Source organism: Gordonia sp. (in: high G+C Gram-positive bacteria) (assembly GCF_049647785.1).
GTDB lineage: Bacteria > Actinomycetota > Actinomycetes > Mycobacteriales > Mycobacteriaceae > Gordonia.
Window position 1 is genome coordinate 41386 of record NZ_JBARYI010000081.1, and the last position, 24767, is coordinate 66152.

29 protein-coding genes and 1 riboswitch are annotated in these 24767 nt (G+C 62.6%); of the genes, 16 read left to right on the forward strand and 13 right to left on the reverse strand.

Annotated elements, in window-relative coordinates; translation table 11 throughout:
• Positions 1-107: 107 nt before the first annotated feature.
• Complete coding sequence (locus WBA38_RS13660; protein ID WP_424322917.1) at positions 108-1055, reverse strand: alpha/beta hydrolase family protein; 948 nt, start codon at positions 1053-1055, stop codon at positions 108-110.
• A gap of 221 nt (positions 1056-1276) precedes the next feature.
• Here WBA38_RS13660 and WBA38_RS13665 point away from each other — a divergent pair, with 221 nt between their 5' ends.
• The 4 genes from WBA38_RS13665 to WBA38_RS13680 all read left to right on the forward strand — a co-directional run bounded on the left by WBA38_RS13665 (position 1277) and on the right by WBA38_RS13680 (position 4653).
• Entirely contained in the window at positions 1277-1816 is a 540-nt protein-coding gene (locus WBA38_RS13665) for a hypothetical protein (protein ID WP_424322918.1), read from the forward strand.
• A 122-nt stretch (positions 1817-1938) separates the two neighbouring features.
• Positions 1939-2808 (forward strand): AraC family transcriptional regulator, encoded by an 870-nt coding sequence (locus WBA38_RS13670; protein ID WP_424297468.1) that lies wholly within the window; start codon positions 1939-1941, stop codon positions 2806-2808.
• Between the two features lie 324 nt (positions 2809-3132).
• Positions 3133-3756 carry a hypothetical protein gene (locus tag WBA38_RS13675; RefSeq protein WP_424322919.1) on the forward strand — a complete coding sequence of 208 codons (624 nt, stop codon included), beginning with the start codon at positions 3133-3135 and terminating at the stop codon, positions 3754-3756.
• A 144-nt stretch (positions 3757-3900) separates the two neighbouring features.
• Positions 3901-4653 (forward strand): SDR family NAD(P)-dependent oxidoreductase, encoded by a 753-nt coding sequence (locus WBA38_RS13680; protein ID WP_424297471.1) that lies wholly within the window; start codon positions 3901-3903, stop codon positions 4651-4653.
• 17 nt (positions 4654-4670) lie between these two features.
• On the opposite strand, the gene WBA38_RS13685 is transcribed toward WBA38_RS13680, so the two are convergent.
• Complete coding sequence (locus tag WBA38_RS13685) at positions 4671-5051, reverse strand: hypothetical protein (protein WP_424322920.1); 381 nt, start codon at positions 5049-5051, stop codon at positions 4671-4673.
• A gap of 118 nt (positions 5052-5169) precedes the next feature.
• On the opposite strand from WBA38_RS13685, the gene WBA38_RS13690 reads away from it, so the two are divergent.
• Together WBA38_RS13690 and WBA38_RS13695 are read left to right on the forward strand one after the other, a co-directional pair.
• Positions 5170-5934, forward strand: coding sequence for an ArsR/SmtB family transcription factor (locus WBA38_RS13690; protein ID WP_424322954.1), 765 nt, complete (start codon positions 5170-5172; stop codon positions 5932-5934).
• The gene (locus tag WBA38_RS13695) at positions 5931-6242 is read left to right on the forward strand and encodes a hypothetical protein (protein ID WP_424322921.1); all 312 of its coding nucleotides are present in this window, start codon (positions 5931-5933) and stop codon (positions 6240-6242) included. The genes WBA38_RS13690 and WBA38_RS13695 overlap by 4 nt, the downstream gene beginning before the upstream one ends.
• Positions 6243-6257: 15 nt before the next feature.
• Here WBA38_RS13695 and WBA38_RS13700 read toward each other — a convergent pair whose 3' ends face one another.
• Positions 6258-6695: a VOC family protein gene (locus WBA38_RS13700; RefSeq protein WP_424322922.1), complete on the reverse strand. Its 438-nt coding sequence runs from the start codon at positions 6693-6695 to the stop codon at positions 6258-6260.
• 81 nt (positions 6696-6776) lie between these two features.
• Here WBA38_RS13700 and WBA38_RS13705 point away from each other — a divergent pair, with 81 nt between their 5' ends.
• The 5 genes from WBA38_RS13705 to WBA38_RS13725 all read left to right on the forward strand — a co-directional run bounded on the left by WBA38_RS13705 (position 6777) and on the right by WBA38_RS13725 (position 10201).
• The gene (locus tag WBA38_RS13705; protein ID WP_424322923.1) at positions 6777-7688 is read left to right on the forward strand and encodes an alpha/beta hydrolase; all 912 of its coding nucleotides are present in this window, start codon (positions 6777-6779) and stop codon (positions 7686-7688) included.
• A 74-nt stretch (positions 7689-7762) separates the two neighbouring features.
• Entirely contained in the window at positions 7763-8842 is a 1080-nt protein-coding gene (locus WBA38_RS13710) for an arabinofuranosidase (protein ID WP_424322924.1), read from the forward strand.
• A gap of 29 nt (positions 8843-8871) precedes the next feature.
• Positions 8872-9228, forward strand: a complete 357-nt coding sequence (locus WBA38_RS13715; protein WP_424322925.1) for a zinc ribbon domain-containing protein YjdM — start codon at positions 8872-8874, stop codon at positions 9226-9228.
• Positions 9229-9250: 22 nt separating this feature from the next.
• On the forward strand, positions 9251-9814 hold the full coding sequence (locus WBA38_RS13720; RefSeq protein ID WP_424322926.1) for a dihydrofolate reductase family protein: 564 nt from the start codon (positions 9251-9253) through the stop codon (positions 9812-9814).
• An 84-nt stretch (positions 9815-9898) separates the two neighbouring features.
• Positions 9899-10201, forward strand: coding sequence for a YiaA/YiaB family inner membrane protein (locus WBA38_RS13725; protein WP_424322927.1), 303 nt, complete (start codon positions 9899-9901; stop codon positions 10199-10201).
• Between the two features lie 64 nt (positions 10202-10265).
• On the opposite strand, the gene WBA38_RS13730 is transcribed toward WBA38_RS13725, so the two are convergent.
• Positions 10266-10892 (reverse strand): DUF2461 domain-containing protein, encoded by a 627-nt coding sequence (locus tag WBA38_RS13730; RefSeq protein ID WP_424322928.1) that lies wholly within the window; start codon positions 10890-10892, stop codon positions 10266-10268.
• A 121-nt stretch (positions 10893-11013) separates the two neighbouring features.
• Between WBA38_RS13730 and WBA38_RS13735 the strand changes: the two genes are divergently transcribed.
• Positions 11014-11475 (forward strand): carboxymuconolactone decarboxylase family protein, encoded by a 462-nt coding sequence (locus tag WBA38_RS13735; protein ID WP_424322929.1) that lies wholly within the window; start codon positions 11014-11016, stop codon positions 11473-11475.
• A gap of 20 nt (positions 11476-11495) precedes the next feature.
• Here the strand turns inward: WBA38_RS13735 and WBA38_RS13740 are convergent, their stop codons facing one another.
• Genes WBA38_RS13740 through WBA38_RS13750 form a run of 3 tightly spaced genes read right to left on the reverse strand, consistent with a single transcriptional unit; the run spans position 11496 to position 13897 of the window.
• A complete protein-coding gene (locus tag WBA38_RS13740) occupies positions 11496-12155 on the reverse strand; it encodes a tetratricopeptide repeat protein (RefSeq protein ID WP_424322930.1) in 660 nt (219 codons plus the stop codon).
• Between the two features lie 15 nt (positions 12156-12170).
• The gene (locus tag WBA38_RS13745) at positions 12171-12989 is read right to left on the reverse strand and encodes an ABC transporter permease (RefSeq protein ID WP_424293195.1); all 819 of its coding nucleotides are present in this window, start codon (positions 12987-12989) and stop codon (positions 12171-12173) included.
• Entirely contained in the window at positions 12989-13897 is a 909-nt protein-coding gene (locus WBA38_RS13750; protein WP_424293194.1) for an ABC transporter ATP-binding protein, read from the reverse strand. The genes WBA38_RS13745 and WBA38_RS13750 overlap by 1 nt, the downstream gene beginning before the upstream one ends.
• A gap of 81 nt (positions 13898-13978) precedes the next feature.
• Between WBA38_RS13750 and WBA38_RS13755 the strand changes: the two genes are divergently transcribed.
• From WBA38_RS13755 to WBA38_RS13765, 3 genes are all read left to right on the forward strand, one after another.
• On the forward strand, positions 13979-14434 hold the full coding sequence (locus tag WBA38_RS13755; protein WP_424293193.1) for a peroxiredoxin: 456 nt from the start codon (positions 13979-13981) through the stop codon (positions 14432-14434).
• 35 nt (positions 14435-14469) lie between these two features.
• Positions 14470-15246, forward strand: a complete 777-nt coding sequence (locus WBA38_RS13760) for an enoyl-CoA hydratase (protein WP_424322931.1) — start codon at positions 14470-14472, stop codon at positions 15244-15246.
• 503 nt (positions 15247-15749) lie between these two features.
• Positions 15750-17120 (forward strand): DUF222 domain-containing protein, encoded by a 1371-nt coding sequence (locus WBA38_RS13765; RefSeq protein WP_424322932.1) that lies wholly within the window; start codon positions 15750-15752, stop codon positions 17118-17120.
• A 50-nt stretch (positions 17121-17170) separates the two neighbouring features.
• Here the strand turns inward: WBA38_RS13765 and WBA38_RS13770 are convergent, their stop codons facing one another.
• Positions 17171-17485, reverse strand: a complete 315-nt coding sequence (locus WBA38_RS13770) for a DMT family transporter (RefSeq protein ID WP_424322933.1) — start codon at positions 17483-17485, stop codon at positions 17171-17173.
• Between the two features lie 10 nt (positions 17486-17495).
• Positions 17496-17561: riboswitch (guanidine-III (ykkC-III) riboswitch) on the reverse strand.
• A 56-nt stretch (positions 17562-17617) separates the two neighbouring features.
• Between WBA38_RS13770 and WBA38_RS13775 the strand changes: the two genes are divergently transcribed.
• The gene (locus tag WBA38_RS13775; RefSeq protein ID WP_424322934.1) at positions 17618-18028 is read left to right on the forward strand and encodes a hypothetical protein; all 411 of its coding nucleotides are present in this window, start codon (positions 17618-17620) and stop codon (positions 18026-18028) included.
• A 35-nt stretch (positions 18029-18063) separates the two neighbouring features.
• Here WBA38_RS13775 and WBA38_RS13780 read toward each other — a convergent pair whose 3' ends face one another.
• The 5 genes from WBA38_RS13780 to WBA38_RS13800 form a co-directional block, all read right to left on the reverse strand.
• Complete coding sequence (locus WBA38_RS13780) at positions 18064-18579, reverse strand: MarR family winged helix-turn-helix transcriptional regulator (protein WP_424293922.1); 516 nt, start codon at positions 18577-18579, stop codon at positions 18064-18066.
• Positions 18580-18625: 46 nt separating this feature from the next.
• Complete coding sequence (gene mmsB / locus WBA38_RS13785; RefSeq protein WP_424322935.1) at positions 18626-19495, reverse strand: 3-hydroxyisobutyrate dehydrogenase; 870 nt, start codon at positions 19493-19495, stop codon at positions 18626-18628.
• Positions 19492-20670, reverse strand: a complete 1179-nt coding sequence (locus WBA38_RS13790; protein WP_424293924.1) for an acyl-CoA dehydrogenase family protein — start codon at positions 20668-20670, stop codon at positions 19492-19494. Before WBA38_RS13790 ends, mmsB begins: the two co-directional genes overlap by 4 nt.
• A gap of 41 nt (positions 20671-20711) precedes the next feature.
• Positions 20712-22235 carry a CoA-acylating methylmalonate-semialdehyde dehydrogenase gene (locus WBA38_RS13795; RefSeq protein WP_424322936.1) on the reverse strand — a complete coding sequence of 508 codons (1524 nt, stop codon included), beginning with the start codon at positions 22233-22235 and terminating at the stop codon, positions 20712-20714.
• 101 nt (positions 22236-22336) lie between these two features.
• Positions 22337-24745: an acetyl-CoA acetyltransferase gene (locus WBA38_RS13800; RefSeq protein WP_424322937.1), complete on the reverse strand. Its 2409-nt coding sequence runs from the start codon at positions 24743-24745 to the stop codon at positions 22337-22339.
• Positions 24746-24767: the final 22 nt, after the last annotated feature.

Consider the following 24767-nt stretch of genomic DNA (forward strand, 5'->3'; position numbering starts at 1 on the left):
GATCGCAGCCAGAAGAGGGGTGGCGCTTCGGCGAATTCGCCGGGTTCTGAGAGGTTTGTACGTGTGGCGACGTGGTCGAGTTCCGGTTTAACGTCTAGCTTGCCGACCTACTCCTCGGTGAGTTCGGATTGTTCCTCGGACGAGTATTCGGCGATTAGGTCGATCACTCTCGTGTACGCGGGACTGCCCTTCTGGACGAGCGACACGTGACCTTCGCCGTCGAGGAGCAGAAGGCGTCCGGCACCGCCGCGGCGTTCGACTTCGGCGATGTACCGGGTCGAATTGTGGGGGCGAACGACGGTATCCGCGGTGCCGTGCACTGCGGCTACCGGCATCGTCGGGTCAATGTTCTTGATCGGGTCGACGGCGTCCCACCGCTCCGGCTTCGCCGACGGCGGGGCACCCATCGCGCCAATGATGTGGTTGTTGCCGTCCTTCGCGGTCTGCCGCATGTCCAACGGACCGGCTAGGGACACGACGCGAGTCGGCCGGAAACGCGGCCGTGATCCGACCTCATCGTCTTCCAGCTTATGGCGGGTACCGGCCCACATCGCGAGTTGGCCGCCCGCGGAATGTCCGACGACCAGTTCATCCCTCACCGTGATCTGCGGGAACTTCTTGTCCAGGTCGATGATGTGGTCGAGGGCCCGGGCCACGTCGCGGAACGTCGTAGGCCAGCCTCCACCGCGGCCGAGCCGCCGGTACTCGACGTTGTAGACGGCCATTCCGCGACCGGCGAGATCCATCGCGAGCTCATCGAAGACGTTGGCACCGATCTGAGATCGCCACCCGCCTCCGTGGATCAGCACGACCAACGGGATGGTGTCCACGGCCTGCCTGCCGGCCGGGAGGTAAAAGTCCGCCCAATTTTGATCTGGGTCCTGGTCTGTGCCGGTCAGATAGTGGATGCGATTGCGTTGAGTCTCGGAGAAGGTCGCGACCTGCTCCGACGACGGTGCGGCAGGCGCCATGTCGGGACTTGTCGAGCAGGCACTCACGACCGCCATGGCAGTGATAGCTGCGGCGAGCGCACGAGGAGAGGAATAACGGGCCATCGAAGTCCGATCGGGAGGTTGGTCCGGATTTTCGTCACTGTAGCAGTGGGCGGTGCCGGTTCGCCGCAACGATTCGCGTGGCCGAAGGGCATGATCGAGGCTGCGATAGCTTCCCTTGTTTCCCGCAGTAACCACTGTTTCCCGGAGTGACGACGGTCCCGAGGCTCCCAAACCAGGTCACATGCGAAACTAGGTGCGACTCGACCCACGAAGGGAACCTGTTGAACGACAGCACGGAACAGACCGGCATGGAGATCTACGGTGCCTGGGGCGCGCTAGTGCCGTCGCAGACTCGTGCGCAACTCGCGGTCGTCGGCAGCGGCGACGAATACCTCATCATCTACCGGACTGGGGAATCGTCGTGGCAGCCGCTCGCGTCCGCCTTCGACGAAGAGGCCGCCAAGCGGGCGGGCCTGCTGATCGCCAAGATGACGAAGATGCCCGAGCATCTGCGCATCGGTGGTGACACGATCTCCTCTGGTGCTGACACCGACCACCCCGGGGTGGAGTGGGTGGTGCCGACGCAGATCGTCGACGATCCGGACCCCATTGTTCGCATCACCGGTCCGGGCACCGACCGACTCTGGGTGCTGCCGAGCACCGACGGCGAGGTCTTCGGCTTACTGAACCCGGACGGCGACCCGCGTGAACTCGCAGAGTTTGCGACTGCAGAGGCAGCTGACGTGTTCATTTCGGTGATCGACGCGCTGTTTGCGCTCTCCGGCAGTCGTGCCTATGCGGAGGGCAAGAGCGAGAGCTAGCTCTCCGAAAACTGCTGGTCCCCGAGAGCGACTGGGGTGGCAGCGGATAGCCGATCAAACCGGGCCCGGATAGTCGGGCGCGAGGTGCGCCACTTCGATGAAAGTGGAAGCCGAAGGGAGCGATGATGATTGACATCCTCAACCGGCTCGTCGACGACATCGAGCAGCACCTCGGGGACGAAGTCGACGTTGACGGCCTCGCAGCATCGATGGGAACGACGGGCTACCACCTCCGCCGGATGTTCTCGTCCCTGTCTGGGATGCCGGTGTCGGAGTACGTGCGACGCCGTCGAATGACGGTAGCTGCGGCCGACGTTACCGGGGATGAGGGTCTACTCACGATCGCGGTGCGCTATGGGTATGGCTCGGTCGAAGCATTTGGTCGAGCATTTCGCGCAGTGCACGGTGTCAGTCACGGCGATGTCCGCCGCGATGGCGGCCCCCTTCGTAGCCAACCGCACATCAGGTTCCGCCTGACCGTCGAAGGGAACAACCCCATGGATGCCCGAATTACCGAACGACCAGCCTTCCGACTCATCGGCCACGCCGCGCGCGTGCCGCTCGTTTATGAAGGAGTCAACCCGCATATTCAACAGCACATTGCAGCCTTGCCCAGCTCGGCACATGAGCGGCTCAAAGAACTCAGTTCGTCGGAGCCTGCGGGACTCCTCCAGGTCAGCGCTGATGTTGATCCAGATGCTGTGGAAGGCAGCGAATTGACCTACCTGCACGGCGTAGCGGTCGACGCAGCTGACCCGGTGCCCGCCGAGTTGGACGTGATTGACGTCGAGGCAGGAGCTTGGGTGGTGTTCCGGACATCGGGGCCGTATCCGGAAGCGCTACAGGAATCGTATGCGGCATCGGCGACTGAATGGTTCCCGTCTAACCCCTGGCGCCTGCGGCCCGGTCCGTCGATTGTCGCTGTCCTCGAGCGCGCAGCCGATTTCAGTACTGCGACGTGTGAGCTCTGGTTCCCGATTGAACGTGCATGAGCGACGGTGGCTGCTGGGTTCCAACTCCGAGTAGTCCGAGCGTGTGCGTTGGGGTTGGACCTGCCCTCCGATACTTCCCGACGGTCACTGGGCACACATCAGTCCCAGCGGTCGCGGGATTCGTGCGATGCAACAAACGGTGTGCTTGGGAAACTGGACAATTTGCAGCCAGTCGGCGTTGAGGCCCGTGCCAACTATCGTGACCCGAATTCGCTGTATGCACAGAATTGTGTCCGCCGAAGGGGTGAATGCGCGGCGGTGTGGACAGTGATGGTGCCGGTGAGGCTATGTTTTGCACGTTGCCCTCCCAAACAAAGGACCACCATGGTTGCTATTGCTCGGACCCTTACGACTGCCTGCGTGGCAGCGGGCGCTCTCGTCTCGGTCGGCGTTGGATCGGCTGGCGCTGTGCCAGCCGCGGGCTCGCCGGTAGGGGCCGTCACATTCTCCGCGAAGAACCTCGGCCACTGTAAGGCCGAATTTTCCATCGTGAACAAGACCAACGTCACGAGCTACACGATTGACTGGCGAATTGACGATGAGGTGCCGGAAGGACGCGATATTGGTGTCGGGTTCCCCGTCTGGCGGACCGGCAGCCCCAATATGGCGTCGAAGGCTGACCTTCCCAGCTGGCCCGATGGCGGTGCCGGCCAGAACACTGACGCGAACCGGACCATGGTGTCCGACCGCGCACCCGTGACAGCAACCTACGTGCAAGATCTGAAGAGTCTGAACGGCTGGAATCCGGGCCTCCCGAACCCCAACGCGGCGACCCACAAGATTGCCTACCGCATGGTGCTCGGACCTCCCGGAAACAACGGGCAGACCGCTGATGGCATGCCTGAATGGCTTGGCAATCGGGAGTGGCGAAGCGTTACGGTGACCGGCTGCGCCCAGCCGGATCACGGTTCCCTGGGCACCGGCTCGCTGGATAGCCTGTTCGGGTGACCTGGCTGAAACCGCGACCACTAGAGTGCGGACTCGGACAGTGCCCGGTCATCCGACCGCGGCACTGTCCGTTCTTTGATGCGCCAGGTTTTGTCCACCATGTGGCGGTAAGTTTCGGTTAGGAGCCAACGAAAGGACACCGTCATGCGCTTGGAGAACAAGGTCGCGATCGTTACCGGAGGAGCGGGCGGGATCGGTCGCGGAATAGTCTCCAAGTTCCTCGACGAAGGTGCGAGCGTGCTCGTCGTCGACATTGTGCCGCAAGGCGACGGCGAAATGATCGTCGCCGAGATCGCGAACGGCCGCCCGGCGGTCTATCTCGACAAAGACATCTCGGTACAGGCCAATGCGGCGGTGATCGTCGACGCGGCAGTTGACGCATTCGGCAAGCTCGACATCCTTGTCAACAATGCACACGCTTCCAGGCAGGCCCCCATCCTGGAAACCACCCAGGAAATGTGGGACCTCTCCATGGGTAGCGGCATGTACGCGACCTTCCACCTCATGCAAGCCGCACACGCGCAGCTGGCCGAGAACAAGGGGGCCATCGTGAACTTCGCGTCGGGTGCTGGCCTGAAGGGGCTGCCGACACAGGTCACGTATGCCGCGGCCAAGGAAGCGATCCGCGCGATCACCCGCGTCGCAGCCAACGAATGGGCGTCCGACGGTATCCGGGTGAACCTGGTTTCGCCGGTCGCGCTGACACCGGGCATCGAGCAGTGGTCGGAAGCGTTCCCCAAAGACTACAAGCGCATGCTCGCTGGCATCCCGCTCGGCCGTCTCGGCAGCCCCGCCGACGACATCGCGCCCGTCGTCGTCTTCCTGGCGAGCGACGACGCCAGCTACATGACTGGCCAGACGCTCATGGTTGACGGCGGCTCCATCATGCTGCACTGACGGGCACGCCACTTTGCCTATGGTTGCACGCTGCGCAGGACTGCCTCGAGGGTAGTTTCCGGGGAATCGTTGAAACTGAACCGGACACCGGGCGCAAGTGCCACAACCGTGTTGATGACACATTCAAACACCGGCGTGTAATCGTTTGATGCACGCAATCCGGATCCGACTTCGACGACATCGAACTCGTGTCCGGCGAACGCTCGGCGCACACTGCTCTCTGCCGCGTCCACGTCGTCGGGCACAAGGCATTCGGTCACGTCGAAGCCGGCGTCGCGCAGGGCGGCCTGGGCTATGGCAATGCGTTCGAACAAGAGGTCTGCGTTTTGGCCGGGCCACGGCGAGAAGTCAACGACGTTGGGGTCGATCCCAATCTGCAGGAGCCGCAGTTTCGCCATGGCTCCATCATGCTGCACTGAAGGGCGATCCGTACGCGCTAATCATCGGTGCGAATGCCTGGCGGCCGACAACCCTTGAAATAGGCAAGTAAATACCTGCATAATGGGTCGTGTGGATATGGATCCGATCTTCAAGTCGTTGGCAGACTCGACCCGCCGACGGCTTCTAGACCGCCTGCGCGCGGAAAATGGACAGACTCTCGGTCAGTTGTGCGAGCAGTTAGACATGTCGCGGCAATCCGTGACACAGCACCTCGACGTTCTCGTACGGGCCAACCTCGTGACGGTCGTACGACGAGGGCGAGAGCGTCTTCACTACCTCAACCCGGCACCCATCCACGACATCGAGCAGCGCTGGATCGCAGCGTTCGACAAGCCCCGACTCGACGCGCTCGCCGACATCAAAGCCAGAGCAGAAGAGGACGCCATGATTCCGAACTATGTGTACGTGACTTACATCAAGGCAACGCCGGAGCAGGTGTGGAAGGCGTTGACCGACGCTGATCTCACCGCCGAGTACTGGGGTCATGCCAACGTCTCGGACTGGCAGCCGGGGTCAGCGTGGGAGCATCGTCGAACTGACGGTAGCGGCACCGTCGACGTCACCGGGGAAGTCCTCGAGGCTGAACCTCCAAGGCGTCTGGTGATCACTTTCGAGGACTCTCCGGAAGAGTCGACCCAACGGGCACCCTCCACGGTCACGTTCCTGGTGGAGTCTCACCAAGACATCGTCCGCCTCACCGTGACCCACGAGAATCTTCCGAACAAAGAAATGCTCAACGGCATCTCGAAGGGTTGGCCAGCCGTGCTGGCCAACCTCAAGTCGCTGCTCGAAACCGGCACCGTCCTACCTCAGGCGCCGTGGGAGATGGCAGATCGATGAGCGGATTATCCGGGTCAGGAGGAAAGTCATCAATGCTCGACACCACGCCGTTTCGCCTCTCCTACGACGAGTTCCTTGAGGCCGCTGAGCGTGTAGGTGTTGCTGACACTGTCGTAGAGCCACCCCGGGTGAATGGGCCCGTCCTCAGTGATCGTGAACTTGTCTCTAAGATCCCGGCCAGGCTGGTCTCGAACGATGCCCTGGTCGTTGACGAGATTCTGACTTTGAGTGACATCATCGGCGGCCTCGCCGAGTCCGAGATCCCCGGGCACACACAACAAATACTCGAACTCGTGTTGCACGACTGAGCGGCGTGCCTCAGATCAGTGAACCGCTTGCGCCAACCCAATTAGGATTCCCTCGGGGCCGCGTACGTAGCAAAGTCGGTAGACGTTTTCGTAATTGATTACGTCGGTGCTGACAAGTTCGGCACCATGTTTGGCCAGGCGGGCGAGGGTGTCGTCAATGTCGTCAACGGCGAACATCACCCGGAGGTAGCCGAGCGCATTCACCGGCGCGTTCCGGTGATCGGCGATCACCTCCGGTTCGATGTACCGCGACAGTTCGAGCTTGCCGCTGCCGTCTGGTGCGTTCATCATGGCGATCTCGACCCGCTGAAAACCTAGACCGGTCACTTGGCCAGCCCAGTCGCCTTCGATGGTCGCCCGGTTTTCGAGGTCAAGGCCCAGCTCGCGGAAGAAGGCGATGGCACCGTCTAGGTTCTCCACGACGATCCCGACGTTGTCCATACTGATGCCCATCAGGCAATCGTAAGAGCGTGTGCCGCAGATATCCACGACCAGCAGTCGAACAACGCACGCCGCACTCGTAAAGTGCACTTAATGCGACTTGGTCTCCACTCTCTAATTGATCCAGCGTTGCTACCACTCGTCGAAGAGTCGCGGGCTTTCTATGCCGATCGGACTCCGGGACGTGGGCCGACAACGTTGGACGAGCTTCACGCGGCCCGCGCGGGGAAGGCCGCTCCCGGAATCTGTTGGCCTGAGCCATCGACCGAGACCGTAAACGCAGGCGGCACGACCGTCGACGTTCGAATTCATCTGCCAACGGAGGTCCCACCCGCAGGCGTCGTGCTGGAGATGCACGCTGGCGGCTTCTACTTGGGTTCTGCGGCTGGCAGCGATACGCGGAATCGGCAGCTCGCGGATCGACTCGGAGTCGCTGTGGTTAGCGTCGACTATCGGCTCGCTCCGGAGCATCCCTGGCCCTCGGCGCCGGACGATTGTGAGACGGCGGCGCTCTGGCTTGTCGAGAACGCTCAGGCTAGGTTCGGGACTGCCAGACTGGCAATGCTTGGGCTCTCGGCCGGATCTACGCTGGTCGCCACGACTCTCATCCGCCTTCGCGAACGTGGCATCAACAACTACTGCGGTGCCGTCCTGGACTGCGGCACCTACGACCTTTCCGGTCAAACGCCAGCGGGGCGACTCATTGCTGATGAGTATTTCCTGCAGGCGTACCTGGGGGATTGTGCGGATCGAACCATCGCGGATGTTTCGCCGATCTACGCTGATTTGCGCGGTCTGCCGCCGGTTCATCTAGTAGTTGGGGCCGACGACATCCTGCTCGACGACAATCTGGCGATGGTCGGGCGACTTATGACGGCGGGTGTGGAGGTCGACCTCAACGTCTATCCGGAATCGCCGCACGCCTTCACCGCCCATCCGACATCGATGGCCGCGAAAGCACGGTCGGGGATGTACGACTGGTTGCGGATTCGAATCGCGGCTTAGCGTCGGGTAACGATTTGGGGCTGCTGTGACAGAAGGGGTTGATGATTCGAGTTGGATCGTCGACTCTGGGACACGTGTCTCCCATCGATCGGCCTCGTCTTGTCAGCACCTTCGTCGTCCTATTTGCCGCAATCGCACTGGTTGTGTCTTCGCCCGGCGTTGCGGCTGCCGAGCCGGCGCCATCTCCGGGGTGGAAGTACACGATGGTGGGCTTCAGCAATTCCAGCGTCCGCGACATGGACGTCTACACATCTAGCGACGGCACTGACTTCCAACTCCTGAAGAAGGCCGCCTACCGCCCGCCCGCCGGCGTGGTCCGCGACCCGAGCATTGTCCGGCACACCAACGGCCTGTACTACATCACCTACACGACCGGCGATACGAGCATTGGCTTCGCGAGCAGTCCTGACCTGGCGAATTGGACGCCGATGAAGAACTGGCCGCTCCCGTTCTGCTGCGCCTTCCTTCCCGGAACGGGCGACGGCAAGGGGCCGCTACCGCTACCCGGCGTTAACGGGTCGGCCGGATTCCGTGACGGACCGTCCCTGTCGCCGTTCACCACAAAGGCGTGGGCACCGGAATGGTTCGTCGACGGGAACACCGTGAACATCATCGTCTCCATGTCGGCCGGTGGCGGCTTTGTTCCGTACCTGATGACTGCGCTCAATTCGTCGCTCACCCTGTGGAGCTTTCCCGTGGCGCTCGACGGCATCGGTGCCGACCACATTGATACGACCATCGTGAAGGTCGGTTCCACCTACCATGCGTTCACGAAGAACGAGACCAAGAAGACGATCCAGCATGCGGTCGCGCCAACACTGCGCGGGCGGTATTCGTATGTGACCCCGGGAGATTGGGGCACCCTTGTCGAAGGCCCCGCCGTGACGCAATTGCCGAACGGCACGTGGCGGCTGTACCTCGATTCATACAAGGCCGGCGACTACGTCTACTCCGACAGTTCCGACGGTATGCGTACTTGGACCAAGCCCGCGAAGCTGACGAGCGTCTCCGGCACGGTCCGCCACTTTGGCATCATGCGTGAGCGCGCAACCGCACCGGCACCCGCGGCGCCGGCTGACGCGGCCCCACCCGCTGCCAGTGAGCCATCGACGTCCACTGAACCGTCCATACCGCTTGAGCAGCCAAATGCCTGACCGGGCCAAGATGTTGTAGCGTCGCACGCATGTCTGATCAGTTGCCGCCGTGCCCGGCGTGTGAAAGCGAGTACACCTACGATTCGGGTGCTCTCCTCGTCTGCTCGATGTGTGCTCACGAATGGTCGCCCAGCGAAGATGCTGACGTCGCAGCCGATGACGTCATCAAAGATGCCGTCGGCAATGTCCTCGAAGACGGCGACACGGTGACGATCGTCAAGAGCCTGAAGGTGAAGGGTGCCGGTGGCGGCGTCGTCAAGATTGGCACCAAGGTTCGCGGAATTCGTCTCATCGGCGAGGGCGTGGGCGACCACGACATTGATGCCAAGGTGCCTGGTTTCGGCCAGATGCAGCTTAAGTCGAGTGTTGTGAAAAAGGTTCTTTAACCTCCTGGAAAGGTGATTTCCGATGGGTACTTTGAGCTATTCGACGACGATGTCGCTCGACGGTTTCGTCGAAGACGCCGACGGTAGTTTTGAATGGTTTGCGCCCAGTCCGGAGATCTTCGCCGCGCACCTGGAGCGGATGACTGAGGTCTCAACGGAAGTGCTGGGGCGCAAAACCTTCGCGCTGATGCAGTACTGGGAAGACCTTCCCGCCGACGCCGACGTCTCGCCCGATGAGCAAGAGTTTGGTCGACGCTGGCGGGCAATTAAGAAGGTAGTGGCGTCGTCGACGCTGACGAACGCAGATCTGGGTAACGGGCGCTGTCGCCTCGTCGCGGATCTGCAGCTACCGGAGCTTGCTCGGATCGTTTCCGAGGCGGAGGGTTCCGTTGAGATCTTCGGACCAACCACCGCAGGGCCGGCGATGCGCGCCGGAATGATCGACGACTTCCACCTGTTTGTTGCGCCAAAAGTACTGGGTGGGGGACGACGCGCCCTCGTCGAAGGTGCGCTTCTTGACCTGGAACTCGTCGAGCAACGACGGTTCGACGGCGGCACCGTGTACCTGCATTACCGGTCCCGCTGAGGTCGCCTACCTGTGCGTAAGTGCGTGGCGAATCTGCGTAACTTTTCGGAGTTGCACGGCGGCCGCGCCGGACACCCTTAAGGCATGGATACACGAACAGTTCCCCAGTCCAACACGGCCGCTTTCTACGTTCAGTCGATGATTGCCTTCGGAGTCAGCATGGCCGCAGCGCTGATTGGGATGGCGTACCTGCCGATGGATGCATGGCAGCGCGGTTACATCGGCATCACCCTACTGTTCCTGGTGTCGAGCACATTCACGTTGTCGAAAGTGGTTCGCGACCGCCAGGAGCAGACGCATGTGATGGCGCGGATCGACGAGGCGCGCGTGGAGAAACTAATGGCCGACCACGACCCGTACGTCCCGCCGAAGATTGCCGGACTCTGACTCGTCAAACTAGAACAAGCCGCCCCGACCAATACCGGTCGGGGCGGCTTGCTGCTTGTGGCCGCTATCCGTGCTGCACCAGCCAGTCGAGTAGCGGGCGGGTTTCGCGCCAATGTTTGCGCACTTGGTCGGCCAGTTCGGGAGTGTGGATGATGTCGGCGAAACCATAGTTGCGGGTCACCGTCAGGGACCGGTGCCGGAGCAGTTCGATCCGTGGATGGTCCACGCTCCACCCGCGGGGAGCAGTCTTGAGTCGGTCACCACCGATCTCCCAGCCCTTACGCTTCAGGACCTCGAGGATGTGTTCGAGTTCGGCACCGTGGAGTTCCTCATCGATGGACCGGCGAATCCGCGCGAGACGTTCGGTGTCGGCGTGATAGAAACCGGAAGCGACTTTGACGCCGGGCGCTGCGATCTCGACGTAGTAGCCCGTCGCCGGAGCGACCGCGACGAATGCACCCTGGTGCGTCTTGTAAGGCGTCTTGTCTTTCGAAAAGCGGACGTCCCGGTTCGGGCGAAAGACTTTTGCCGCACCAAACATGTCGGCGAGATCATCGGTGAGCGCGACCATCGGGGCTGCCACGCTGCCGCGATAAGTGTCGCGGTGCGCATCCCAGAATACTTTGCTGTTGTCGGCTTCCAAGTCGTCGTAGAAGTCGAGGGCCGCTTCGGGAAAACCAGTAAACGCCATGCCGTCGACATTAGTCAGACGGTGCCGGTTCGGTATCGGCGGCAACCAACTCAGGGAGGACAAAAATTGTCGGACCCTCGGCGTAGCGTGCAAAGCATCAAGAATGGGAGGCCCAAACAAAATGGACCCTGATCTCGATCCGATGGCAGTCACTGTCAACCTGAGCAAGGAGCACCCGGCGCAGTACAAATTGCTGGCTGGCCTCGACGCCTCGGTGGCTTCGGCGCTCGACGCCGCAGGCCTCGATCCGCTGCTGGTTGAGTTGGTGAAGATCCGAGTGTCGCAGCTCAACGGCTGTGCGTTCTGCCTGCGAATGCACACCCGCGACGCCATAGCGAAAGGGGAGAGCGCCGACCGTCTCGCCGTGATCGCGGCGTGGTGGGAGTCCCAGTACTTCTCCGACCAGGAGCAGGCGGCGATCGCACTTGCCGAGGAAGTGACCCAGCTGCCGGTGCCAGAGCCCCAGGTGTGGGACAACGGCTCCCTCACCTCCGAGCAGATCTCGGCGATCAGTTGGCTGGCCATCGTGATGAATGCGTGGAACCGCCTCGCAATTCGGAGTCACTACCCGGTCGGGCCGTGACCCCTCGTTGGCGCTGTGAGCTAGCCGCGGGTAGTTAGCCGGGGAATCGGAGCGAGTCGAGGAAAGCGAACTAGTCGTCGGAGTTGCTGGAGTGTCTTCGCATCGGTATCGACCAGCCCAACATTGGGGTGGTAGGTAAAGATCGGTCCTTTGGCAGCGAGTTCCAACGCGGTCCGGGCCGCCGAGCGCACAGCAGCGTTATCGCCCCGGATTCGGCCGAGGCGAGCGAGGGCCACCTGCCGACGGAAATCCATGTCGGGAAGTGGCGCGATCCCCAACGGGAAGGCGAGCGCAGCATCCGCTTCGACGATGTCCGACGGCTCGCCGCGATCGAGGAGCAGTTCGGCGAACTTGATAGGTGCGGTGCAACTGGTGCTCTTGAGATCGGGGAAGTCGGCGAGCATCGTTCGGTAGTAATCGATCGCGCGGGCCGGATCCTCGAGTGTCCACGAATCGGCGAGGTGCTCTAACGCGGAGGCCGACTCAGAGTTGTCCTCTTCGTCCAATACCCGCAGCCACAGCTCACGAGCAGTTTCGACGTCGCCCGCCCGCTTCAGCGTCACCCCTTGGACCCGCAGGTACTGCGGGCGCTTGTATTTGCGGGCGCGCTGAAGTCGGACGTCGAACTCCGCCTCAACCTCGGGCGTCCACTCGGTAGAGCGAAACCAATCTCTGGCCACGTCGCCCCAACCCGACTACTTAACTTCGGACCGCATGATGCGGGCGATACCGAACCCGAGCGGCAGGAGAATCCAGATGCCGAAGGCCACAAGGACGTGTGCCCAGTCCGCCCCCGTCATCGGGGCACCGCTGAGCAACGGGGCACCAGCGCGATCGGTGTTGATCCATTCGGAGAGATTCTCGTTAATCCACGGCACCAGCGACGACACGAGGGACACCGCAATCGGAAGCACAAAGTAGGCGACGATCGCCGCGGGGGTGTTGAGGAAGAGCGCGGCGAAACCGAAGCCGACCAGCATTCCCAAGGCGTGGATCAGGAACATCTGGCCGATCTGCCCAACCGAAAGATTCCACGACCCGGCACCGTCAACAAACAACCCGGCCAGAACGTTCACGATGGCCGCGACGATCAACGCGAACACCACGGCACCGGCAGCAGCAATGAGCGAAGTCGCGAGCTTCGCAATAACGATCCGCTCGCGGCGGGGCTCCATCGTGAACGTGGCGAGCGCGGTCCGCTGACTCCACTCGGAAGTCACCAGCAAAATCGCCATCACCGGCAAAATGATGCCGATCGGGATACTCATCGAGGTGAAGAGGTCGCCGAACGAGAGCGGGTCGCCGATATCGGACGATGACGTCGGAGCATCCCGGTAGTGGTTGATATTCGCCAGCACCGAGACGGCAGCGATCAGAATTGTAAGGACACCCATGGCGATCAGTAGGCCCATGCTGGCACGGGTGTCGAATAGCTTCCGCATTTCCACACGGACTAGGCGCGACATGGGGATCCCCGGTGCACGGTTGTCGACTGCAGCAAACGTGGTGCTCATCAGATAGCTCCCTGGTTGATGGGCTCACGCTGAGTTTGCGCAGTGAGCTGCAAGAACATGGCTTCGAGTCCGGTGTTGTCGCCGGCTCGCAATTCGATGAGGGGTACCTGGTTGTCGAGCGCGACCCGTCCCACCTGCTCTGGTTCGGCCTCCACGTGGAAGCCGCCATCCTCAGCATCTCGGAGAGTGAAGCCCGCCGCCGCCAACGCTTGACCAAGCTTGGCGTCGTCACCGGATCGCACCCGAGTGCCAACCCCGGCCAGAAGCTCGTCCTTCGGGCCATGCGCCACAATCCGGCCATTGCCGATGACGATGAGATCGTCGGCGATGATCTCCAACTCGTGCAGCAGATGGCTCGACAGCAACACGGTGCCGCCACGATTGGCGTAGTCGCGCAGCAGCATGCGCATCCAGTGGATGCCCGCCGGATCCAAGCCGTTGACCGGCTCGTCCAAGATCAGAATCTGCGGGTTGCCGAGCAGGGCGTTCGCAATCCCGAGGCGCTGTCGCATACCGAGCGAGTAGTTGCGGACGCGTCGACTGCTCTCGCTGGGCGTCAAACCCACCATCGTGAGAACCTCGTCGACGCGCGAAGCGGGCAGACCCATCGTCATCGCCGAGAGGCGGAGAGTTTCCTTGCCACTGCGGCCGGCATGCTGCGCGGAGGCGTCGAGAAGAACGCCGACCTGGGTCGCCGGGTTTGGGATGTCGCGATAGGGGACGCCACTGATCGTCGCCGAACCCGACGTCGGAGGGGTGAGGCCAGCGATAATGCGCATGGTGGTCGACTTGCCTGCGCCGTTCGGTCCCAAGAAGCCGGTGACACGACCGGGCTTGCAGACAAACGAAACATCATCGACGGCAACGAAGTCGCCGTATCTCTTGCTCAGGTGTTCGACGGTGATCATGGAGCCATTGTTACCGCTAGAACAGATCGGTGCATGTTGAGGCGTGAGGCGTGTCGTTCAAGGCGAGTAGGGTTGGCGTTTATGAAGATCGGCGATACCGCACCGGATTTCGAGTTGTACGACCAAACCGGCAACACCCAGCGACTGTCGGAACTGCTGGCCAACGGGCCCGTCGCACTGTTCTTCTATCCGGCCGCGTTTACCCCCGGCTGCACCAAAGAGGCGTGCCATTTCCGCGACCTCGCCACCGAGTTCGATCAAGCCGGTGTGCAGCGCGTCGGCATCAGCGCCGACGACGTCGGCAAGCAGAAAGACTGGACTGACAAGCACGGTCTCGACTACCCGTTGCTCTCCGATGTTGATGGCTCGGTCGCCAAGGCTTACGGAGTGCGCCGGGGATCCGTTCTCGTCAAGGTCGGTATGCCGACCAAGCGCGTCACGTTTGCGATCGGCACCGACGGCATCGTGGCCGATGTGATCGCGTCCGAAACAAACATGAATGTCCACGCCGACCGGGTGCTGTCGGCCCTGAAGTAGCCGCGCTGCGAGATGGTTTGGCCGACAATGGGGGCATGACTTCTGTGCCTGCGTTGTCCGCAGCCGTCGTCGACGGCGTCGGCGTGCTTACCCTTGACGATTCCGCACGTCGAAACCCGTTGTCGCTGAGCACAATGCGAGCGGCGACTCGTGAGTTGCTGGCATTCGGGGCTGACTCGGATGTGCGAGTCATCGTGATCAAGGCGCACGGGCCAGCGTTCTCTGCTGGACATGACCTTTCCGAAATCGTCGATCGGACCGTCGACGATGAACGGGAAATTTTCGCCGCCTGCACCGAGCTCATGGCGACCGTTCACGCGGTTCGGCAACCGGTCATCGCCCAGGTTCAGGGCATGGCATTGGCTGCGGGATGCCAGCTTGTGGCCACTTGTGATCTCGCGATTGCCGCCGACAATGCTCGATTCTCGACCCCGGGTGTTCGGATCGGACTGTTCTGCTCCACGCCGATGGTGGCGCTGAGCCGTGCGATCGGCCGCAAGCGCGCCATGTCGATGCTGCTGACGGGCGACATGATCGACGCCGCGACCGCAGTCGATTGGGGTCTCATCAACAGTGCCGTGCCTGCAGAAGCGCTCGACGACACCGTCGCGGAACTTGCGGGCCGGATCGGGCAGTTCAGCGGCGACACGCTCGCGGTAGGCAAGCGCGCCTTCTACGACCAGATCGATCGCACCGAACCCGACGCCTACGCCGCCATGACCGAAGTTATGGCTACCAACGCCGTCACATGCGATGCGCAAGAAGGTATCTCGGCATTCCTGGAGAAGCGCACGCCACGCTGGCAGTCGTAGGACTGTCAGTGCCGAGTTGTTCGGGACTCCTTGGTCGAAGCGGCAACGAGACGACCTATTTTCCATATTCCGGACACTCGGTGTCATCACCGCGATCTGGCTCCTGACAGGTGCGGTCTGGTACCTCGGAACATCCAAAGTGATCCGCAACCGATGATCACATCAATGCGGTCGAACAGTTTGGCCGCGCTCACCGAGTTGCGGGAAATGATCATGCGGCCGTGTTTGCGGCTCGTGTTGGGGTGGCCGAGCCGTAGCTCATGCACTGGTCAGAAGCGGTCTATGTTTTTCGATCGAACACTTGTGCTAGTCGAATCATCAGAGTAACGTAGATCACATCAACTACTCGAGTTTGTTCGAGTGGATGGTGTTCTTTGAAAACTTAAAAGCGCGTCGCGGCACACGGCGACACCAACTGCTTCCACGGCACTGCTGAGGAAGTAAGGGTGGGTGGTGCGACGGCAAAAGGTGGTTACCGCTCGTTACTCGAAAGGGGAGGCGTCATGAGCGTTTCTGAAGTGGTCAAAGAGTTCGCTGATCGGCTGTCGGATGAGCTTTCCGGGGTGGAGAGCGAGGCCGGTGCTGGGTCGCTCGCGGGTCTGCTGGCTGGGGCTTCGTCTACGGGGGCCGACGATCGCGAGGTGCTTGCTGTGCTGGTGGAGGGGGTGCGTTTGCTGAATGTGGCGAACACGCTCTTGGCTCAGACGCTGCAGAGTGCGGCGCGGATCGGGGTTCCAGCGCGTAAGCGGTTGAAGACCGGGGTGGATCTGTTGTTGGGGTTGGGTGTTCCGCCAGCGGTGGCTTACCGGTTGTCGCGGGTGGGGAAGGCGTTTGAGTCGGTGCCAGCGTTGGCGGGGCTGGCTTCGCAGGCTCGGGTTGGTGCGGTCGCTATTGAGCATGCCGATGCTGTTGGTGAGGGCTTGGCCTTTGTTGGCAGGCGGGTTGAGCTTGATTCGGACGCCGAGGTCCAGGTGGCTCGGCGGTTGATGGTGCAGGAGCGTCCCTCCGATGTTCGGAATCGGGCTCGGGAGCTTGCGATCGAGTTGGAGCCCATCGTTGAGGAGGGCTTCGATGGGGTTCCGGTTGCGGAGAACGTTGAGTTCAACGAGATGAGTGTGGTGGTCGGGGCTGACGGTCGGACCAATGTCGCGATCGATGTGGATGCGGTACTGGGTGAGGAACTGTTGCAGGCCCTAGATCCGCTGTGTCGGCCGGTGTTGCAGCCCGATGGGAGTCGGGACCCGCGCAATGCTGGGCAGCGTCGGGCAGATGCGTTCGGTCAGATTGTGCGGACGTACTTGGCCCGGAATGATCGGCCGACCAACGGTGGGGTATTGCCGCACGTGAGTCTGTTGGTCCCCGTTGCGGTCGAATCTGGCTCGGGGAGTGCAGGTTCGGGTGCCGGCGGTGCGGGGCAGGTTGCTTCGCTTGGGTTTACCGGGCCGGTGTCGAGTCCGACCGTGGGTTTGGTTCTGTGTGATGCCGCGCTTCGTCGGATTGAGGTTGATGGTGACGGGTCGGCTCTCAATGTGGGGCGGGAGCATCGGGCGGTGACGGTCCAGATCCGTAAGGGCCTGGAGGCTCGGGATCGGGGTTGTGCGGCTCCGGGGTGTGGGCGTCCGGTCGGGTGGACCGATGCGCACCACATTGTTCCGTGGTCGGAGGGCGGGGAGACCAGTCTGGCGAACTCGGTGCTGTTGTGCCGGATGCACCACACGAAGGTTCACCACGGAGGCTGGGAAGTCTTCATGGGGACCGATCATCATCCGTGGTTCATTATTCCGGCCGACCCGGCTCGCCCGGGCAGTAAGCGTCGGCTGGTGCGGTCGCACGCGCGACGCACCCTTACGCTGGCCGAGGATGCGGCAGCGTAAGGGGCGGTCGAACGGCGATGGCGGCTGGAGTGATCCAGCCCGGGGTGGGGTTAGCTCGCTAGCTTCAGGCCGACAACGCCAGCGACGATCGCGATGATGCAGACGATCTTTGCGATGCTGGCTGCCTCGGCACCGGTCATCATGCTGTAGGCCACCGCGCCCGAGGCACCAATGCCGACCCACACCGCATACGCGGTGCCGGTCGGGAGCTCACGCATGGCGAAGGCGAGTCCGCCCATGCTGATGATGACAGTGACGGCAAAAATGATGCTCGGTCCGAGGCGTGAAAAGCCCTCAGATTTGCCGAGCGCCGTTGCCCAGACTGCCTCAAAAACGCCGGAAATGATGAGCACGAGCCAGTGCATGAGAATTCCTCAACCACCGTCTTGTCGCGGTCCGGGTACGGCGGGCTCGTCCGGGTACCTGAAATGCAGGTAACAGCGTTGACGGTACTAACTTGGTGGCGCGGCAGCCAGTTCATCAGGAGGATGGAGACCATGGCCACAACAGATGACTTCGGACCCGACGACCGGGGACCCGACGACTTCGATCGCTTCGCGCGCGAAGCCGGTGACGGACTACGCCGACTCCTCCGGCAGGCGCTCGAAAACCCGCGTGCTACCGCAGCCTGGGCAGACATTGCCGCCACCGCAGTGCGCCCACGCTCCGCGGCCGAAAGCGGCCACAGCTCCCAAGTCCGTCCGGAACCGAAAACGGAAACCCAACCGGTGAGCAGCGGTGCTGGCAACGGAGTGTGGGCAGTAGTGGTCTCCGATGGTTCGCCCAGCTCGGGAGCGCGGGTGGAACGAATCTTCGCAAACGAACTCGACGCCCTGCGCGCGAATCAAACCAACACCAATCCTGGGCGACGCGTCCGATTCATCGAATTCGATACGGCCATCGACTAGCCCCGGTCGGGCACCTCTGACGCCGGTAGCCGACGCTAAAAGTCGCCGTGGGAGTGCCGCAGGGTGCGGATGGCGTCGACCAGCTGACGAGACTGCTCGACCGGCATTCCCACATCGGCGAACACGCCGCCGTTCAGCACGATGGTGGCCTTCTCGACTAGGTCACGACCGTCAGTGGTGATAGAGACCAACGTGGTCCGACCATCCGTAGGGTGCGGGATCCGCTCCACCAAACCCGCATCGACAAGCCGAGCAATCGCATGCGTCGCCGACGAAACGTGAACTTGCAGACGATCGCTTGCCTTCGAAATGGGGAGCGAGCCCTGCCGAGTGAAGGCAAGGAGTCGCAACAATTCGTACCGGGCGAAGGTGAGGCCGAACGGCTTCAACTGCTGCTCGACGCGCGCCAGCATAATCTGATGCGCGCGCATCACTGAAGTGACCGCCTCCATGCCGTCGGCGATGTCGCCACCCCAACCGGCGTCCTCCCAGTTGCGACGGGCCAAGGCAATCGGGTCATGCAGACTGGACTCGCGATCAACCTCGGCCACGCCACTCCCTCCAACGACTATTGCTGGCGGCCCGTCTGTTGTCAGCTCAGCGCAGCGTCTCGATTATGGCACTGAAGTCCAAGTCGCTGTGCTCCGACGCGAATTCGTCGTACAGCTTCGCGGCATGTGACCCCAAGGGGGCAGTCGCACCGGTCTTCGACACCGCGTCCATTGCCAGGTGCAAGTCCTTGTTCATCAGGGACGTTGCAAAACCCGGACGGAACTCGTTTGTTGACGGTGCCGACTCCACCGGACCGGGAACCGGGCAGTTGGCTTGCAGCGCCCAGCAGTTGCCGGTCGCCCCGGTGACGACGTCGTACAGTGCCTGATCCGACAATCCGAGTTTCTCGGCGAGCGTGAATGCCTCACCGACGACGATCTGCTGCACCGCCAGGATCATGTTGTTGCACAGCTTGGCTGCCTGGCCGTTGCCCGAGCCACCGCATGCCACGACCTTTCCCGCCATGGGTGCCAAAATCGGCTGCGCCGCCGCCAGCGACGTCGCACTGCCGCCAACCATGAACGCCAGCGTTCCTGCCGTCGCACCCTTCACTCCGCCGGACACCGGCGCATCGAGCTGCATCAATCCGGCGGCCTCGGCCAGGTCGTGCACGGCGCGTGCATCCTCGACGGAGATTGTCGACGAATCAATGAACAGCTGACCCGGTGTCGCATGTGGGATCACCGCTTCGTACACCGCGCGTACCGCAGCGCCGCTCGGCAACATCGTGATGACGGCGTCAGCGCCCGAGACGGCCTCTTCGGCCGATGTCGCCGCCTTAACTCCGGTCGCGACAGCCGCTGACAGCAGTTCGGGGACGAGGTCGAAACCAACTACCTCGTGTCCGCCGGTAACGAGATTCGCGGCCATCGGTCCACCCATGTGACCGAGTCCGAGGAAAGCGATTCTGCTCATCGTGTGCCCTTCTGGCTTGCGGCGGCGCGCTGTGCTTCAGCACGGCCAATCACCATCCGCATGATTTCGTTGGTTCCTTCAAGAATGCGGTTCACCCGCAAATCCCGGACGATCTTTTCAATACCTGTCTCATGCAGGTACCCGTAGCCGCCATGCAACTGCAATGCCTGGTCAGCAACAGTGAAACAGCTCTCGGTGACGAATCGCTTCGCCATCGCGCACAATTCGACTTTGTCTGGGTCGTCCGCATCGAGCGCATCGGCCGCCCGCCACAGCATTAGTCGTGAGGCCTCGAGTGCGATCGCCATGTCGGCGAGCGTCGCTGCGATCGTCGGCTCTTGTATCAGCGGCTTGCCAAACGCTTCGCGCTCTGCGGTGTACGCCAACGTCTTGTCGTATGCGGACTGTGCTCCACCCAATGAGCACGCGGCAATATTCAGCCGCCCGCCGTTGAGTCCGTTCATGGCAATGGAGAAGCCGGTGCCTTCAGCGTCCGGGCCGCCGAGTAAGGCGTCGGCGGGCACCCGGACGTCGTCGAAGATCACCTGTGCGGTCGGCTGGTTGTTCCAACCCATCTTCGCCTCGGGTGGTCCAAACGAGAGACCCGGCGCATCCTTTGGCACCACAAATGTGGAGATCCCGCGTGCGCCGGCATCGCCGGTGCGCGCCATCACCACGTAGACGTCGGAGACGCCTCCGCCGGAGATGAACTGCTTGCTCCCGCGGAGGACAAAGCCGTCGCCGTCGCGCCGTGCAGATGTCGACAGCGCTGCGGCATCCGAACCGGCACCCGGTTCGGTGAGGCAGTAGCTGGCGATGAATTCCATCGACGCCATCTTCGGCACCCACCGCTCGCGTTGAGCGGGGGTGCCGTACGTGTCGACCATCCACGTGCACATGTTGTGGATCGACAGGAACGCTGCGGTGACCGGGTCGGCCTTCGCGAGTTCCTCAAAGATCCGCACCCCGTCGATCCGGCGTAGACCGGAACCGCCGACGTCCTCGCTCGTGTAGATGCCTGCCATTCCCAGAGAAGCGGCCTCCCGCATCTCGTCGACAGGGAAGTGCGATTGCGCATCCCATTCGAGGGAATACGGTGCCAACCGCTTGCGGGCGAAATCGCGCGCCGCTTCGACCACGATCCGGTCGTCATCAAGCAATTTCGGATAGGGCATGGGGATTCCTGCCGGTGCCTTTTCTCTCGTCGGTCGTCGGATCAGTGCATCTGCGGCATAGCGAAGTCGGCGCCTTCCTTGATGCCCGAAGGCCAGCGCGACGTGACCGTCTTGGTCTTCGTGTAGAACATAATCGACGCAGGTCCATGCTGGTTCAGGTCGCCGAAACCGGAACGCTTCCAGCCGCCGAACGTGTGGTAGGCCACGGGGACGGGGACCGGCACGTTGACGCCGACCATCCCGACCTCGACGCGGGAGGTGAAGTCGCGTGCCGTGTCGCCGTCGCGGGTGAAGATCGACACGCCGTTGCCATACTCGTGCTCGGTCGGGAGGGCGAGGGCTGCTTCGTAGTCGTGCGCGCGGACGATGCACACCACCGGGCCGAAGATCTCGTCCGTGTAGATCGACATGTCCTTGGTGACGTGGTCAAACAGGGTGGGGCCGACGTAGTAGCCGCCCGACAGGTCGGCGCCCTCAAACGTGGCGTCGGTGGAGCCCTTGCCGCGTCCGTCGATCACCAGATCGGCACCAGCGGCCTCGCCCTGATTGATGTAATCGATCACGCGGTCGCGGGCGGCCGCGGTGATCAGCGGGCCGTAGTCGGCCTTCGGGTCGTGGCTGTGGCCGACACGGAGTGCGGAGACTCGCTCAATCAGCTTGGCGCGCAGCGCATCAGCGGTCGCGTCGCCGATTGGGACGGCCACCGAGATCGCCATGCATCGCTCGCCAGCGGCACCGTATCCGGCACCGACGAGTGCATCAACAGCCTGGTCGAGGTCGGCGTCCGGGGCGATGATCATATGGTTCTTGGCGCCGCCGAAGCACTGACTGCGCTTGCCGTTGGCTGCAGCCGTCTCGTAGATGTACTGCGCGATGTCGGTCGACCCGACGAAGCCCACGGCCTTCACATCCGGGTGCACCAGCAGCGCGTCGACGGCGGTCTTGTCACCGTGCACCACCTGGAATACGCCATCGGGCAGTCCTGCCTCGCTGAAGATCTCGGCAAGACGGACCGGGACCGACGGGTCACGCTCAGATGGCTTGAGGATGAAGGCGTTGCCGCAAGCCAAGGCCGGGCCCGCCTTCCACAGGGGAATCATCGCCGGGAAGTTGAACGGCGTGATTCCGGCAACCACGCCTAGCGGCTGGCGCATCGAGTAGACGTCAATGCCGGTGCCAGCGTTCTCGGTGTACTCGCCCTTGAGGAGGTGCGGGATGCCGACGGCAAATTCCATGACGTCGAGGCCGCGAACCACGTCGCCGCGAGCATCTTCGAGAGTCTTACCGTGCTCGCTGGACAGCAGTTCGGCTAGCTCATCCATGTTCTCGTTGACGAGAGCAATGAACTTCATCAGGATGCGGGCGCGGCGCTGCGGATTGAACGCGGCCCACGTCTTCTGCGCTTCCTTTGCGATGGCGACGGCATTGTCGACCTCCGCTGTCGAGGCGAGGGGAACCGTCGCCTGAACCTGGCCGGTACTTGGGTCGTAGACGTCGGCGGTGGCGCCGGTTCCAGCGACGTGTGCGCCGTTCAAGTAGTGATCGATGGTTCGCAACGCAGTCATGCGAGTCCTTCCGTGGGCATCCGTTTTGGTGACGGCCACCACGATATACTTGGATGTCCAAGTAATTCAAGGGTTGCGCGGAAATTAGCGATCAGTGCAGGTCATCGACCCTTCCATTGCGGTTCCCGATTCTGGGCCAACGCGGCAATTCCCTCGTGATGGTCCTCGGAGACCAATACGGTGTCGAACGCGGTCATGCTGTCGAGGACCGCGTCGACCACGTCGGATTGGGTCTGCGTGCGCTCCATCGATTCCAAGGACGAACTGATCGCGACGGGCGAGGCAGCCAAGATGTCGGCCGCTACTGCTCGCGCAACTTCGAGCACCGATCCGTGCGGTGCGACGCGGGACAGCAATCCGTGTGCCAGCGCCTCGGCGGCGTCAATGCGCCGACCGGTCAAGACCATGTCGCGCGCCAGCATCGGTGAAATCGCTCGCGGCAGTCGGACAAGTCCGCCCGCACCCGACACCAGGCCCATTGTGACTTCGGGCAACCCGAACATTGCTTCGCTATCGGCCACCGCGATGTGGCAAGCCAGGACAATCTCCAGACCCGAGCCGAGGGCATCGCCGTTGACAGCGGCAATCACTGGCTTAGGCATCTCCCGCCGTGACGTGAGTCCGGCAATCCCGTTGGCGGGCATCGAGAATCCGGCAGCGGACGCTCCCGCAGCCAGATCATTGCCTGCCGAAAAGTCGCGGTCGCCTGCGCCGGTCAGAATCGCCACTCGCAAGTCGGGATCGGCAAAATAGGCGTCGAAGACTGCGTTGAGTTCGGCATTGGTGGTGGCATCCAAGGCATTGCGCGATTCGGGACGCCTGATCGTGATCTCAAGCACTTGGCGATCACAATGCACCTCCAGATGTTCGTAGCGCTGGGCGAACCCGACCGGCGGCAGCGGATGGCGGGTATCGAGTTCTTCGCGCGACAGCGCAACAAAATTGCGCTCCGGTGTCGACCGCACATACACGGTAGTTCCGATGGGATCGGCGTCGCCGGACAGGAGTTCGAGCAAGTCGGTGTCATCCGAGTCAGCCACGGACATGAAGCGGGAACCGTCCGCGAGTCGCCCGACGATGGTGGCCGCCGGTCGGCCCGAGTCCGGGGACATCACCACGAACGACTCGATTGTTGCTTCACCGTTCGGGAAACGGGCCAGGGACACCGACCCTTCGCGGTCCAGTTCCGCCTGAATGCCAGCGGAGGTCGACGGCCGCCACCGCGTCGGGATGGTGGAGTACAAGCCGACCGAGTACTTACTGAGCATCCCGCCGTTCGCGCCCACCAGCCCGAAGCTGCCGGGTGCCCGCCGTGCGCGCTGCACGATCTCGGCGATCGCGTGCATCGAATAGTTGTTTCCGGGGCCGCCAAAGTAGGGGAGCCCGCCGGTCACCGTGAGCCCGCGCGGGTCGTCGGGCTTGAGCCCCAATTCGTCGGCCACGTGCGAGACTGCGATCGGGAAGCAACTGTAGAAGTCCAAGTGGTGGACGTCATCCAAGGAGACCCCGGCCATGCGCAGCGCCTCACGGACGGCGGCGACGGATGTGGGAACGCGTGAGATATCGGGTCGCCCCAGCAGCGGCTGAGCGCTGGTGTCGGCGTGTCCGTGTAGAAACACCCAGCGGTCCGGCGCGATACCTGCCGCCTGCGCAGAAGCGACCGACATCAGGATCACGGCCGCTGACTGGTTGACCTGATCGCGGGCTATCAGCCGACGAGTGTACGGGACGCTGACCCTCCGGTTGCCCTCTGAGGGTGTCGACAGGTCGTCGGCCGAGTGCACGTCCGTCGATGCCGAGAACGGATTCTCGGCAGCGACCCGTGTCATCGGGGCAAACCATTCGCCCATCGATCGGGCGTATTCGGTTCCCGACATCCCTAGCCGGTGGCGTCGGGCATTCTCGATAATCGAATATTGGGCAGTCGGCATCACGATCCCGTGTTTCACCTCCTCAATGGAGATGAGGCCGCCGATTCCGTACCCGCGGTCTTCGAGTTGGCCGCCGATCGTTTCGGCGAAGTTGGGTTTACTGTCAGTGCTGCGCTGTGCGTGCCTCACCGTCGACATCACTTCGGCCCCGAACAGCGCCACCGCGCGGGCTCGACCGGCAGCAATTTCGGCTCCAAACTCGTTCACCAGGTGCTGTGGGCTCTGCCCACCGGTCACTTCGACAACCGCGCGTCGCGGCTCCATACCGACCCGAGCGGCGACCGCGCGCGGCATGTTGTCCGGTCGACCAAATGGTGACTGGGACGCCGGGCTGGAGTTCTCAAATGACCGAACGGCAACTGCGGTATCGACGGACGCCGCCAGGGCGACCTGGTTGACGCCGGCGTCAGCAAGAGCTGCAGTGACTGCCCGCGCAGCTAAGTCGGCCTCGCCGAGCGCCGCATAATCGGGGTCGTCCAGGCGTTCGGCCGCCTGCCCAACGCCTACGATGACCGGGGTGGTCGGATTGAGACCTAGCTCCTCGAAAGTTGAAGTTGCGGAGTGGGAACTGCTGGACACGTCGTTGCCTTTCTCGACGTCG